The organism is Streptomyces lavendulae subsp. lavendulae (assembly GCF_002803845.1).
Classification (GTDB): Bacteria; Actinomycetota; Actinomycetes; order Streptomycetales; family Streptomycetaceae; genus Streptomyces; species Streptomyces lavendulae.
Window position 1 is genome coordinate 6545467 of record NZ_CP024985.1, and the last position, 13795, is coordinate 6559261.

The 13795-nt window shown below is 69.8% G+C and carries 13 protein-coding genes; 12 read left to right on the forward strand and 1 reads right to left on the reverse strand.

Annotated features, from left to right (window positions below; genetic code table 11):
* Positions 1-61 precede the first annotated feature (61 nt).
* From arc to prcA, 6 genes are all read left to right on the forward strand, one after another.
* On the forward strand, positions 62-1828 hold the full coding sequence (arc, locus tag SLAV_RS29215; RefSeq protein WP_030233602.1) for a proteasome ATPase: 1767 nt from the start codon (positions 62-64) through the stop codon (positions 1826-1828).
* Positions 1829-2091: 263 nt separating this feature from the next.
* Positions 2092-3603, forward strand: a complete 1512-nt coding sequence (dop, locus tag SLAV_RS29220; RefSeq protein WP_030233605.1) for a depupylase/deamidase Dop — start codon at positions 2092-2094, stop codon at positions 3601-3603.
* A 184-nt stretch (positions 3604-3787) separates the two neighbouring features.
* On the forward strand, positions 3788-4000 hold the full coding sequence (locus tag SLAV_RS29225; protein ID WP_030233608.1) for a ubiquitin-like protein Pup: 213 nt from the start codon (positions 3788-3790) through the stop codon (positions 3998-4000).
* 36 nt (positions 4001-4036) lie between these two features.
* Positions 4037-4636, forward strand: a complete 600-nt coding sequence (locus SLAV_RS29230) for an endonuclease VII domain-containing protein (protein WP_030234210.1) — start codon at positions 4037-4039, stop codon at positions 4634-4636.
* Positions 4588-5427, forward strand: a complete 840-nt coding sequence (prcB, locus tag SLAV_RS29235; protein WP_030233611.1) for a proteasome subunit beta — start codon at positions 4588-4590, stop codon at positions 5425-5427. The genes SLAV_RS29230 and prcB overlap by 49 nt, the downstream gene beginning before the upstream one ends.
* Positions 5428-5473: 46 nt before the next feature.
* A complete protein-coding gene (gene prcA, locus SLAV_RS29240) occupies positions 5474-6238 on the forward strand; it encodes a proteasome subunit alpha (protein WP_078950451.1) in 765 nt (254 codons plus the stop codon).
* Positions 6239-6298: 60 nt separating this feature from the next.
* Here the strand turns inward: prcA and SLAV_RS29245 are convergent, their stop codons facing one another.
* Positions 6299-7297, reverse strand: coding sequence for a LacI family DNA-binding transcriptional regulator (locus SLAV_RS29245; protein WP_030233616.1), 999 nt, complete (start codon positions 7295-7297; stop codon positions 6299-6301).
* A 136-nt stretch (positions 7298-7433) separates the two neighbouring features.
* Between SLAV_RS29245 and SLAV_RS29250 the strand changes: the two genes are divergently transcribed.
* The 6 genes from SLAV_RS29250 to SLAV_RS29275 all read left to right on the forward strand — a co-directional run bounded on the left by SLAV_RS29250 (position 7434) and on the right by SLAV_RS29275 (position 13783).
* Positions 7434-8696, forward strand: coding sequence for an MFS transporter (locus tag SLAV_RS29250; RefSeq protein ID WP_030233619.1), 1263 nt, complete (start codon positions 7434-7436; stop codon positions 8694-8696).
* A gap of 58 nt (positions 8697-8754) precedes the next feature.
* On the forward strand, positions 8755-10116 hold the full coding sequence (gene pafA, locus SLAV_RS29255; protein WP_030233622.1) for a Pup--protein ligase: 1362 nt from the start codon (positions 8755-8757) through the stop codon (positions 10114-10116).
* Between the two features lie 129 nt (positions 10117-10245).
* Positions 10246-11253, forward strand: coding sequence for an FKBP-type peptidyl-prolyl cis-trans isomerase (locus SLAV_RS29260; RefSeq protein ID WP_030233624.1), 1008 nt, complete (start codon positions 10246-10248; stop codon positions 11251-11253).
* Between the two features lie 28 nt (positions 11254-11281).
* Positions 11282-11674, forward strand: a complete 393-nt coding sequence (locus SLAV_RS29265) for an FKBP-type peptidyl-prolyl cis-trans isomerase (protein ID WP_030233627.1) — start codon at positions 11282-11284, stop codon at positions 11672-11674.
* A 123-nt stretch (positions 11675-11797) separates the two neighbouring features.
* Positions 11798-12754: a helix-turn-helix transcriptional regulator gene (locus tag SLAV_RS29270; RefSeq protein ID WP_030233634.1), complete on the forward strand. Its 957-nt coding sequence runs from the start codon at positions 11798-11800 to the stop codon at positions 12752-12754.
* Positions 12755-12814: 60 nt separating this feature from the next.
* Positions 12815-13783: a helix-turn-helix transcriptional regulator gene (locus tag SLAV_RS29275; protein ID WP_030233637.1), complete on the forward strand. Its 969-nt coding sequence runs from the start codon at positions 12815-12817 to the stop codon at positions 13781-13783.
* Positions 13784-13795 lie beyond the last annotated feature (12 nt).

Below are 13795 nucleotides of genomic sequence, written 5' to 3' on the forward strand. Positions count from 1 at the left end.
ATCACCACCAGCCCAGGTAGGGTCAGGAAGCGTCCAGCTCCCCTTGGAGGAGGTGAGGACCGTGGCAGCCCACGACGACGACATCAACCGCGGCATCCGGCCCGGGCGAGGGTCTGAGGACCCCGCTGGCCAGGTTGCCTATCTAGAGCAGGAAATCGCCGTCCTGCGACGCAAGCTCGCCGACTCTCCGCGTCACACGAGGATTCTCGAAGAGCGGATCGTCGAGCTCCAGACGAATCTGGCAGGCGTCTCCGCGCAGAACGAACGACTGGCGAATACCCTCCGTGAGGCCCGCGACCAGATCGTGGCCCTCAAGGAAGAGGTCGACCGGCTCGCACAGCCGCCGGCCGGCTTCGGTGTCTTCCTGCAGGCCAACGAGGACGGCACCGTCGACATCTTCACCGGAGGACGCAAGCTCCGCGTGAACGTGAGCCCCAGCGTCGACCCGGAAGACCTCCGGCGCGGCCAGGAGGTCATGCTCAACGAAGCGCTCAACGTGGTCGAGGCCATGGAGTTCGAGCGCGCCGGCGACATCGTCACCCTCAAGGAGATCCTGGAGGACGGCGAGCGCGCCCTGGTGGTCGGGCACACCGACGAGGAAAGGGTGGTGAGGCTCGCCGAGCCGCTCCTGGACATCACCATCCGCCCCGGCGACGCCCTGCTGCTGGAGCCCCGCTCCGGCTACGTCTACGAAGTGGTCCCCAAGAGCGAGGTCGAAGAACTCGTCCTCGAAGAGGTCCCGGACATCGACTACGACAAGATCGGCGGCCTGGGCGACCAGATCGAGCTGATCCGCGACGCCGTCGAGCTCCCCTACCTCTACCCCGACCTCTTCAAGGAGCACGAACTGCGGCCCCCGAAGGGCATCCTGCTGTACGGCCCTCCCGGCTGCGGCAAGACGCTCATCGCCAAGGCCGTGGCCAACTCCCTTGCCAAGAAGGTCGCCGAGGTGACCGGCCAGCCCGCCGGGAAGTCCTACTTCCTGAACATCAAGGGCCCCGAACTCCTCAACAAGTACGTCGGCGAGACCGAGCGGCACATCCGCCTCGTCTTCCAGCGTGCCCGCGAGAAGGCCAGCGAGGGCACCCCCGTCATCGTCTTCTTCGACGAGATGGAGTCCCTCTTCCGCACCCGCGGATCCGGCGTCAGCTCGGACGTGGAGAACACCATCGTCCCCCAGCTGCTCGCCGAGATCGACGGCGTGGAGGGCCTGGAGAACGTCATCGTCATCGGCGCCTCCAACCGCGAGGACATGATCGACCCGGCCATCCTGCGCCCCGGCCGCCTCGACGTGAAGATCAAGATCGAGCGCCCGGACGCGGAGGCCGCGAAGGACATCTTCGCCAAGTACCTCAAGGCCTCGCTGCCCCTGCACACGGACGACCTGTCCGAACACCAGGGCTCCACGGCCGGCACCGTCCACAGCATGATCCAGACCGTCGTCGAGCAGATGTACGCCGAAACCGAGGAAAACCGCTTCCTTGAGGTCACGTACGCCAACGGCGACAAGGAAGTCCTGTACTTCAAGGACTTCAACTCGGGCGCGATGATCCAGAACATCGTCGACCGCGCGAAGAAAATGGCGATCAAGGCCTTCCTGGAGCACAACCAGAAGGGCCTGCGCGTCTCCCACCTCCTCCAGGCCTGCGTGGACGAGTTCAAGGAGAACGAGGACCTGCCGAACACCACCAACCCGGACGACTGGGCCCGAATCTCCGGAAAGAAGGGCGAGCGGATCGTATTCATCCGCACCCTCGTCACCGGAAAGCAGGGCGCGGACACCGGACGCTCCATCGACACGGTGGCGAATACCGGCCAGTACCTCTGACCGAGCGGGGCGGCTGCGGGTGCCCTCACCGGGCACCCGCAGCCGACTGCTTTACCCCCGGCATTGCCGCCCGCCCTTTTCGGCCGGTGACAGGGCAAAGTCAATGACTGAAATGATCTCCCCACCAGCGCGGAGTGGTTCTAGGCTCTTCCGTACCGCCTCCTCCGCAGTGCGGGGACGGACACCGCACATGACCCACCGGAGAACAAGCGGTACTTGAGCGCCGCTCCCGAACGGGAGCGCCGCCGGGCAAGGAGGGCCGCATGACCGTACGGCGAGTAATGGGGATCGAGACGGAGTACGGGATCTCCGTTCCGGGGCACCCGAACGCCAATGCCATGCTCACCTCGTCCCAGATCGTCAACGCCTACGCGGCGGCGATGCACCGGGCGCGACGCGCCCGCTGGGACTTCGAGGAGGAGAATCCGCTGCGGGACGCCCGCGGCTTCGACCTCGCCCGCGAGGCCGCCGACAACAGCCAGCTGACCGACGAGGACATCGGCCTCGCCAACGTCATCCTCACCAACGGCGCACGGCTCTACGTCGACCACGCGCACCCCGAGTACAGCTCGCCGGAGGTCACCAATCCGCTCGACGCCGTGCTCTGGGACAAGGCCGGCGAACGGATCATGGCCGAGGCCGCCGAGCGGGCCGCCCAGCTGCCCGGCGCCCAGCCCATCCACCTCTACAAGAACAACACCGACAACAAGGGCGCCTCCTACGGCACGCACGAGAACTACCTGATGAAGCGGGAGACCCCCTTCTCGGAGATCGTCCGGCACCTGACGCCCTTCTTCGTCTCCCGCCAGGTCGTCACCGGGGCGGGCCGCATCGGCATCGGCCAGGACGGCCGCGAGCACGGCTTCCAGATCAGCCAGCGGGCGGACTACTTCGAGGTCGAGGTGGGGCTGGAGACCACCCTCAAGCGGCCCATCATCAACACCCGGGACGAACCGCACTCCGACGCCGAGAAGTACCGCCGGCTCCACGTGATCATCGGCGACGCGAACCTCTCGGAGATCTCCACCTACCTCAAGCTCGGCACGACCGCGCTGGTCCTGTCCATGATCGAGGACGGGTTCATCAACGTCGACCTGGCCGTGGACCAGCCGGTGCGCACCCTGCACCAGGTCTCCCACGACCCGGACCTCCAGCACCTGATCACCCTGCGCAGCGGGCGCACCCTGACCGCCGTACAACTCCAGATGGAGTACTTCGAGCTGGCCAGGAAGTACGTGGACGAGCGTTTCGGGTCGGACGCGGACGAGCAGACCAAGGATGTCCTCACTCGGTGGGAGGACGTCCTCGGCCGGCTGGAGACCGACCCGATGAGCCTGTCGGGAGAGCTCGACTGGATCGCCAAGCGGGAGATCCTGGAGGGCTACCGCAGGCGCGACGGACTGGGCTGGGACGCGGCCCGGCTGCACCTGGTGGACCTCCAGTACGCGGACGTCCGCCCCGAGAAGGGCCTGTACAACCGGCTGGTCGCCCGCGGGAAGATGAAGCGGCTCCTGGAGGAGCCGGCCGTGGAGCGGGCGGAGAGCAAGCCCCCGGAGGACACCCGGGCGTACTTCCGCGGGCGCTGCCTGGAGCAGTACGCGGACGACGTGGCGGCGGCCTCCTGGGACTCGGTGATCTTCGACCTCCCGGGCCGCGACTCGCTCCAGCGGGTCCCGACCCTGGAGCCGCTGCGGGGGACCCGCAACCACGTCAAGGAGCTGCTGGACCGCTGTCGGACGGCGGAGGACCTGGTACGGGTGCTCTCGGGGCAGTGAGGCGGCCGACGGGGGCCTGAAAGGGCCCCGTTCCGGGAATCATGAGAAAACCCGGACGTTATGAAAGTGCGGGGACGAATGTCGGACCCTCCTTGTAGGGTCCGACGTAGGGTCTGATCTTGAGAGGTCCCGAATCCCGGGGTCTTTCCATGTGGGCGTGCGAACCGAGCGGGGTGAGGTAGACATGGCGACCAAGGACACCGGCGGCGGACAGCAGAAGGCGACGCGCTCGACCGAGGAGGTCGAGGAGGCGGCGGTTGAGGAATCGACCGACCTCAAGGAGCGGCAGGAAAAGCTCTCCGACGACGTCGACTCCGTACTTGACGAGATTGACGATGTACTCGAGGAAAATGCCGAGGATTTCGTTCGGAGCTTCGTACAAAAAGGCGGCGAATAGCCTTCGAATCCAAGGTGAACTCGCCAGCATTGGGTCATGTCCAATGGAACCAAGTGGTGTCGCGGCTGCAGCCGGGACGTGCCGCTGAGCGGATTCGCCTCAGATCGGAATCGTGGGGACGGCCTGCAGCCGAGGTGCCGGGAGTGCGTGGCGGAGTACGGAGCCCTGCACTACCGGCGCCGCCAGGCGGCCAGGGGCAAGGTCGTCAAAGAGAAAGTGGACGTTCCGTCCGGTCACAAGCTGTGCCGGCAGTGCGGTGAGGTCAAACCGCACAGCGAGTGGCACAGGAACGCTTCGGCGTCGGACGGGTTGTCCACTCGCTGCAAGGCGTGTCGCGCCATCCAAGGCAGGGCTGGCCACTTGAAGCGTTCGTACGGCATCACCGAGGCGCAGCGCGATGCGATGATCGCCGCCCAGGGCGGGGTCTGCGTGGTCTGTCGGAATGCTCCGGCCGAGCACGTTGATCACGATCATCAGACGGGTAAGGTCCGAGGCGTACTGTGCTTCAGCTGCAACGCAGCCTTGGGGCAGTTCAAGGATCGGCCGGACGTCATACGGCGTGCAGCCGCTTACGTGGAAGGAAACCTGTGGAACCCAACACTCGTAGCACAGGGCGTCTACCGGCAGCCTTCCTGACGCCGGGGTCGTCGTCCTTCATGGACTTCCTGGGCGCGCACTCGCCCGAGATGCTGCCGGGCAACCGCAAGCTGCCCGAGGGCGTCGTCGAGGCGCCGCACGGGACGACCATCGTGGCCGCCACCTTCCCCGGCGGGGTCGTGCTCGCCGGTGACCGGCGGGCGACCATGGGGAACATGATCGCGCAGCGGGACATCGAGAAGGTGTTCCCGGCCGACGAGTACTCCGCGGTCGGCATCGCCGGTACGGCCGGTCTGGCCGTGGAGATGGTCAAGCTGTTCCAGCTGGAGCTGGAGCACTTCGAGAAGGTGGAGGGGACGACCCTCTCCCTGGAGGGCAAGGCCAACCGGCTCTCCACCATGATCCGGAGCAATCTGGGCATGGCGATGCAGGGGCTGGCCGTCGTGCCGCTGTTCGCGGGGTACGACGAGGCCAAGGAGAAGGGCCGGATCTTCTCCTACGACGTGACCGGCGGGCGTTCCGAGGAGCACGGGTACGCCGCCACCGGTTCGGGCTCGATCTTCGCCCGGGGCTCGATGAAGAAGCTGTTCCGTCCCGACCTGACGGAGGAGCAGGCCACCACGCTGGTCGTGCAGGCGCTGTACGACGCCGCCGACGACGACTCGGCGACCGGCGGTCCGGACCTGTACCGGCACATCTATCCCATCGTCACCGTCATCACCGACGAGGGCTTCCGCAGGCTGACCGACGACGAGTCGCAGGAGCTCGCCCGTACGGTCACCAACCGTCGTCTTGAGCAGCCCGACGGCCCGCGCGCCGCCCTGCTCTGACCATCCGTCGCCCCGTAGGAGCCCAGAAGAAAGGGACGGACAGCCGGTGTCGACTCCGTTCTATGTGTCACCCCAGCAGGCCATGGCCGACCGGGCGGAATACGCCCGCAAGGGCATCGCCCGCGGTCGCAGCCTTGTCGTGCTGCAGTACGCCGACGGCATCGTGTTCGTCGGCGAGAACCCGTCCCGCGCGCTGCACAAGTTCAGCGAGATCTACGACCGGATCGGCTTCGCGGCCGCCGGCAAGTACAACGAGTACGAGAACCTGCGGATCGGCGGCGTGCGTTACGCCGATCTGCGCGGATACACCTACGACCGCGACGACGTGACGGCCCGTGGGCTGGCGAACGTGTACGCGCAGACCCTCGGCACGATCTTCTCCTCGGCCGGGGAGAAGCCGTACGAGGTGGAGCTGGTCGTCGCCGAGGTGGGTGCCACGGCGGCCGGGGACCAGATCTACCGGCTACCGCACGACGGCTCGATCGTGGACGAGCACGGCTCGGTCGCGGTCGGCGGGAACGCGGAGCAGATCAGCACCTTCCTCGACCAGCGGCACCAGGACGGGATGACCCTGTCCGAGGCGCTGAAGCTGGCGGTGCAGGCGCTGTCCAGCCAGGCCAACGGCGCGGACAAGGCGATTCCGGCGGAGCGGCTGGAGGTGGCGGTGCTGGACCGTACGCGGTCGCAGCAGCGCAAGTTCAAGCGGATCCGCGGCCGGCAGCTGTCGCGGCTGCTGGAGGCGGACGTTCCGGCGGCCGCCCAGGCGGATGCCGTGTCGAACGACGAGGCGCCGGAGGACGACGCCGAGTAGGGCGTGCGTGCGCGTGGGGCCCCGGTCCGCCGTTTCCGGCGGGCCGGGGCCCCTGTGCGCTCAGGGGGTGGGGGCGGGGCCCGAGGAGTCGCGGACGACGAGTTCGACGGGGATGTCGGGGGCGGTCCAGGGGGTGCCTTCGAGGACGGCGAGGAGGGCGGTCATGCCCTGTTCGCCGACGAGCTCGGCCGGGAGGCGGACGGTGGTGAGCTCGGGTTCGACGGCGGTGGCGAGGCCGAGGTCGTCGAAGCCGGTGACGGAGAGGTCCTCGGGGACGCGCAGGCCGAGGCGGCGGGCGGCCTTGCAGGCGCCGGCGGCCAGGATGTCGTCGTCGCAGACGATGGCGGTGGGTCGGTCGTGGGGGTCGGCGAGGGCCGCTTCCATGGCCGTGCGGGCGGCGTCGACGGTGAGCGCGGCCCGTACGGTGCGCAGCTCGGTGGTGGGGCCGAGGCGGGCGGCGAGGGCGCGGGCGCGGACGTCGAAGGTCCAGGTCTCGATGTCGGCGGCGAGGTGGAGGAAGCGGCGGTGGCCGTGGCCGAGGAGGTGGGTGGTGACCTGGTGGACGCCGTCGGTCATGGCGAGGTTGACGTGGGCGGCGGCGGTTCCGGCGGTGGGGTCGCTGTCGAGCATGACGAGGGGGAGGCCGTCGCCGCCGATGGCGGTGAGGGCGTCGGCGGCCATGGAGGAGGCGATGACCCCGTCGAGGGCGGCGCGGGCGGAGGCGAAGGGGTCGCGGGCGGGGCCGGTGCCGTCGGGGGAGGGGTAGAGGACGACGCCGAAGCCGTGGTCGGCGGCGACGCGGGCGGCGCCGGTGTAGACGCGGGCGAAGAACTCGTTGGTGAGGGCGGGGACGACGAGGAGGGCGGTGCGGGTGCTGCCGAGGCGGAGGTTGCGGGCGGCGAGGTTGGGGCGGTAGCCGAGTGCGGTGGCGGCTTCGCGGACGAGGGTGGCGGTGCGTTCGGAGACGCGGCCGCGCCATTTGTCGCCGAGGACGAGGGAGACGGTGGCCTGGGAGACCCCGGCGGCGGTGGCCACGTCGCGGCTGGTGGGTCTCGTCACACGCTGCTCCTGAAGTGCGAGGTGGGAGGGGGTGGGGCTGGTTCGTCGGGTGGACCGGTGGACTGCCGCCATGGTACGTATGACGGGTCAAGTTATACGTATTACCCCGGCAGGGTCCGGGCAGAAGGGGGCGGACATGGCCGCGGGATACGCGGAGCTGCTCAGGACCCGGCACGCGGCGAGGCTGCTGGCGGGCACCCTGATGGGCCGGCTGCCGAACGGCACCGGGCCGATCGCGATCGTGCTCTTCACCCGGGCCGAGGGGGGCAGCTACAGCCTGGCGGGCGCGCTCGCTGCGGCGTACGGGCTGGCCAACGCGGTGGGCCAGCCGCTGCTGGGGCGGGCGGTGGACCTGTACGGGCAGCCGCGCGTGCAGCTGCCGGCGGCCGTGGTCTCGGCGCTGGGCATGGTGTGGCTGGCCCTGGCGGGTACGGGTTCGGCGGCCGTGGCCTACGCGGCGGTGGTGATCGCGGGCCTGTTCACCCCGCCGCTGGAGGGCGGTCTGCGGGCGCTGTGGCCCAAGGTGCTGGGCGGCAAGGAGGAGCGGGTGCACGCCGCGTACGCCATGGACGCGGTGGCCCAGGAGGTCATGTACACGGTCGGGCCGCTGCTGGTGACCCTGTTCGTGGCGCTGTGGTCGCCCGCGGTGGCGCTGCTCGCGCTGAACGGGCTGGGGGTGCTGGGCGCGCTGTCGGTGGTGGTGTCGGAGCCCTCGCGCACGTGGCGTTCCGAGCCGCGCGAGGCGCACTGGCTGGGGGCGCTGCGTTCGCGCGGGCTGCTGGCGCTGCTGGGGGCGTTCTTCTTCGTGGGGATGGCGCTGGGGGCGATCACGGTGGCCGCGGTGTCGTACGCGGACGGTCACGGCGGTCAGGCGGTGTACGGCTGGCTGCTGGCGGCGCTGGGGCTGGGTGCGCTGGTCGGCGGCGTGTTCTACGGCGCGCGGCAGTGGGCGGGCGCGCCGGAGCGGCGGCTGCGGCTGCTGGTGGCGCTGCTGGCGGTGTGTTACCTGCCGCTGATGGTGCCGGTGGGTGCGGTGGCGATGGTGGGGCTGTCGGCGCTGGCGGGGGTGTTCCTGGCCCCGTCGCTGGCGTGTGCGTTCGTGGTGGTGGACCGGCACGCTCCGGCGGGCACCCTGACGGAGGCGTTCTCCTGGCTGGTGACGTTCTTCGGGGTGGGCGCCGCCATCGGTACGGCGGCGGCCGGTCCCGCGGTGGAGGCGGGCGGCACGGTGGCGGGCTATGCGGTGGCCTGCGGAGCGGGTGTCGCGGCGCTGCTGGTGCTGACGGTGACTCAGCGCGCCCTGTCCGGCGGGGGTCGCAGCCGCGCCGTGGCGGGGTCCTCGACGGGACCGGTGGAGGGTGCCGTGGACGCCGTCGTGGAGCCGATGGTCAAAAACTGATCGGAACGCCGCTCTCGAACCCGGTTTCAGAAGAGGGCAGAAGGCGTAATGTTCAGTCATGGACCGCCGCATTTTCGGGCTGGAGAACGAGTACGGCGTCACGTGCACGTTCAGGGGACAGCGCCGACTGTCTCCTGACGAAGTGGCGCGCTACCTCTTCCGCCGTGTTGTGTCATGGGGCCGCAGCAGCAATGTCTTCCTGCGGAACGGCGCCCGCCTGTACCTCGACGTGGGATCGCATCCGGAATATGCAACTCCCGAATGCGACAACCTGATCGAACTGGTCACCCACGACAAGGCCGGCGAGCGCATTCTCGAAGGTCTGCTCGTCGACGCAGAACGTCGCCTGCACGAGGAGGGAATCGCGGGCGACGTCTACCTCTTCAAGAACAACACCGACTCGGCGGGCAATTCGTACGGCTGCCACGAGAACTACCTCGTGGCCCGGCACGGAGAATTCTCCCGCCTGGCGGACATCCTGATTCCCTTCCTCGTCACGCGCCAGCTGATCTGCGGCGCGGGCAAGGTGCTCCAGACCCCCCGGGGCGCGGTCTACTGCGTCAGCCAGCGGGCGGAGCACATCTGGGAGGGCGTCAGCTCCGCGACGACCCGGTCCCGGCCGATCATCAACACCCGGGACGAGCCGCACGCGGACGCCGAGCGCTACCGGCGCCTGCACGTGATCGTCGGGGACTCGAACATGTCCGAGACGACCATGCTGCTCAAGGTCGGGGCCACCGACCTGGTGCTGCGCATGATCGAGGCGGGCACGGTGATGCGGGACCTGACCCTGGAGAACCCGATCCGGGCGATCCGGGAGGTCAGTCACGACATCACCGGTCAGCGCAAGGTGCGCCTGGCCAGCGGCCGCGAGGCCTCGGCCCTGGAGATCCAGCGGGAGTACTACGAGAAGGCGCTGGACTTCGCCGAGCGGCGGGGCATCCGCACCGGGGTGGTGGAGCAGGTCCTGGAGCTGTGGGGCCGCACCCTGGACGCCGTGGAGGCGGAGGACCTGGACCGGATCGGTACGGAGATCGACTGGGTCATGAAGTACCAGCTGATCGAGCGCTACCGGGCCAAGCACAACATGACGATGTCCAATCCGCGGGTCGCCCAGATAGACCTCGCGTACCACGACATCCACCGTCGGCGGGGGCTGTACTACCTGCTGGAGCGCAAGGGGCAGGCGGCGCGGGTCTGCAACGACCTGAAGATCTTCGAGGGCAAGTCGGTGCCCCCGCAGACGACGCGGGCCAGGCTGCGCGGGGACTTCATCCGCCGGGCGCAGGAGCAGCGGCGGGACTTCACCGTCGACTGGGTGCACCTGAAGCTCAATGACCAGGCGCAGCGGACCGTGCTGTGCAAGGACCCGTTCCGGTCGGTGGACGACCGGGTGGAGAAGCTCATCGCCGGCATGTGAGGCCGGTGGGCCGGGGACCCCGTACGCGGTGGCGTCCGGGGTCTTCGCACGCCACCGCCTTGTCGGGGAGGGGTCAGCCCGTAGAGTGGGCCGCTAGGACGGACCATTCCAGCGACCCTGAGGACCATTGTGCGACGCCGACTTGCTGCCGCGCTCATCGTGCCGGCTCTGATGCTCACCGCGGCCTGCGGAGGGGGCGACGACTCCGGGAAGAAGGACTCCGCGTCTCCGTCGGCCGACGCCTCGAAGCCCGCTGACGTTCCGAAGCCGGTGGACGCCGCGGACCCGATGCCGTCCGTGGCGGGTGAGGCGGGGAAGAAGGCGGAGATCACCGTCCCCAAGGGCGAGCCGAGCGGCAAGTTCGTGGTGCACACCGTCACCGAGGGCAGTGGCCCGGAGATCAAGAAGGACGACCTCGTCCTGACGAAGTACACCGGCAAGATCTGGAAGAGCGGCAAGGACCTGCAGGGGTCCTACGACAAGGACGGGCAGCCGCTGGTCGTGCCGGCCGGTTCGCAGTCGATCCTGCCGCTGTTCAGCGACTCGGTGGTGGGCAAGAAGGTCGGCAGCCGCGTGCTGGTCGTCGCCCCGCCGGCGGCGGCGTTCGGTGCGCAGGGCCAGCCCCAGCTGGGGGTCGGTCCGAAGGACAACCTGGTGTTCGTGCTGGACCTGGATTCGGTGATGCCGAAGAAGGCCGAGGGCACGCAGGCGCCGATCCCGTCCGACCTGCCGCAGGTGAAGGCGGACAAGGACGAGGCCGCGACGATCACGATCCCGAAGAACGACCCTCCGAAGGAGCTGGTCGACAAGGTCCTGATCGAGGGGAAGGGCCCGGAGGTCAAGTCCGGTCAGACCGTGTACATGCAGTACAGCGGTGCGGCGTGGGCGCCGAACCAGGGCAAGGACGCGGCGAAGCTCTTCGACACGTCCTGGAAGACCGGGGCGCCGTTCTCGACGGCGATCGGCCAGGGCCAGGTCATCGAGGGCTGGGACAAGGGCCTGGTGGGCAAGAAGGTCGGCAGCCGCGTGCTGCTGGTGATCCCGCCGGAGCAGGCGTACAAGGATCAGGCCAAGGGTGAGGACCTGCCGGCCAACTCGACGCTGGTCTTCGTCGTGGACATCGTCGGAGCAGTGTAAGACTGTTCCGGTTGACCGGTTCGTACGTATGAGGAGCAGTTCCGTGAGCCAGAAGCTCGAGAAGCCCGAGATCGACTTCCCCGAGGGCGAAGCCCCGAAGGACCTCGTCATCGAGGACATCTGGGAGGGCGACGGCGCCGAGGCCAAGGCCGGTGCCATGGTCTCCGTCCACTACGTGGGCGTGGCCTTCTCCACCGGTGAGGAGTTCGACGCTTCGTGGAACCGTGGCTCCGCGCTGCAGTTCCCGCTCGGTGCCGGCCGCGTCATCGCGGGCTGGGACCTGGGCATCGCGGGCATGAAGGTCGGCGGCCGTCGCAAGCTGACGATCCCGGCCCACCTCGCCTACGGCGACCGTGGCGCGGGCGGTGCGATCGCCCCGGGCGAGACGCTGATCTTCGTCTGTGACCTGATGGCCGCCTGATCCACCGGCAGTCACCGTGAGGGCCCCCGCCGTGAGGCGGGGGCCCTCGCTTTTGTCCGGGACCGCCGGGGCGGTACGGTCAACGGTCACGAGTGTGTGTCGAGGAGCGGGGGAACGGCGTCGATGGCGATTGCCAAGGCCGAGCGGCTGATGAATCTGGCGCTGTGTCTGCTGGGGACCCGTCGTCCCCTCAGCAAGCGCGAGCTGCGCGGTTCCATCGAGGCGTACCTGGAAGCCGGGAACGACGAGTCGTTCAACCGGATGTTCGAGCGGGACAAGGACGACCTGCGCGAACTCGGTCTGGTGATCGAGACCGTGGAGAACCTGGAGGGGGAGCCCGGGTACCTGGCGCGCCGGGACAGCAACCGGCTGCCGCCCGTCTCCCTGGACGCCGAGGAGGCCGCGGCCCTGGGGCTGGCGGCCAAGGTGTGGCAGCAGGCCCGGCTGGCCGGGGCGGCCAGCGGCGCCCTGCAGAAGCTGCGGGCCGGCGGGATGCCGGAGGCCGGTGACCCGTACGAGGGCCAGCACAGTGCCATCGAGCCGCGCATCCCGGTCCACGAGGCGGCCTTCGAGCCGCTGATGCTGGCCTGCCGGGACCGGCGGCCGGTGGTCTTCGACTACCGCAAGTCCAACGCGGCCCGGCCCGAGCCCCGTCAGGTCGAGCCGTGGGCCCTGGAGTGCTGGCGCGGTCACTGGTACCTGGCCGGATACGACCGCGACCGCGGGGCGGAGCGCGTGTTCCGGCTGTCCCGGATCACCGGGAAGGTCCGTTCCCGGGCCGGGAAGTACACCGCCGAGGTGCCCGACGTGGTGACCGTGCGGGAGACCGTGGCGAGCTGGGCCGGGGAGGGCGGGGAGCGTTCCGCGCTGATCCGGCTGCGGGCCGGGGCCGGGTACCCGCTGCGGGCCAAGGCCACCGCCGTGCGCGAGGGCGCCGACGGCTGGGACGAGCTGGAGGTCCCGTACGGGCACGGGCTCGACGCCTGGCTCGTGGAGTTCGGCCCGGACGTCGTCGTGGTGGAGCCCGCCGATCTGCGGGCCGACGTGGTGGACCGGCTGCGCGCCGTCGCCCGGGGCTGAGCCTCCGGGCCGCACCGCACCACCATCCGTAGCAACGCCCTGAGGGGGAGACGTACCAGCATGGCTGCCAACGCCATCGACCAGACCCGCCGGATGCTGTCCCTGGTCACCTACCTGCGCGAGCGGCCGGGCGCGCACGTCGCCGATGTCGCCCGCGCCTTCGGGATCACCGAGGACGAGCTGATCTCGGACCTCGACGTGCTGCCCATGTGCGGGACCAGCTTCCGCGGCGGGGACCTGCTCGACATCGACACCGACGGGGAGCGCATCTGGTGGCGCAATCCCGACGCCTCCGGGGAGTCCACGGCCGAGCCGCTGCGGCTGGCCGCCGACGAGGCGACCGCCCTGCTGGTCGCCGCCCGCGCGGTGGCGACCCTGCCGGGGCTGCGCGAGAGCGACCGGGACGCGCTGCTGCGCGCCACCGCCAAGCTGGAGGCGGCCGCCGGGGAGGCGGCCGGGGCCAGCTCCCGGCTGTCGGTGACCTTCGAGTCCGAGGGCGGGGTCTTCGCGGACGTCGACCGGGCCATCGCGGAGCGGCGGAGGCTGTGGCTGCGCTACTACTCGCCCGCCCGTGACGAGCTGACCGAGCGCACCGTCGACCCGATCCGGCTGTTCGCGGTGGGTCACACCTACATGGAGGGGTGGTGCCACCTGTCGGAGGCCCGGCGCACCTTCCGGCTCGACCGGGTGGCCGAGATCCGACTGCTCGACGAGCGGGCCGAGCCGCCCGCGATCGAGCCCCGGGACCTGTCCGAGGGACTGGTGCAGCCGGCCGCCGAGGACCCGGAGGTGGTGGTCGAGGTGGGGCCCGGCGGGCGCTGGGTCGCCGAGTACTACCCGCACGACAGTGCCGAGGAGCGGCCCGACGGGGGCCTGCGGATCACGCTGCGCAGCCCCGACCCGGCCTCCCTGCGCCGGCTGGCGCTGCGCCTGGGCCGCGATGGCCGGATCGTGTCGCCTCCGGAACTGGCGGAGAGCGCGCGGAAGGCCGCCGCAGAAGCACTCGCGGGGTACGGGGAACGGATCTAGGGGGAGCGGGGA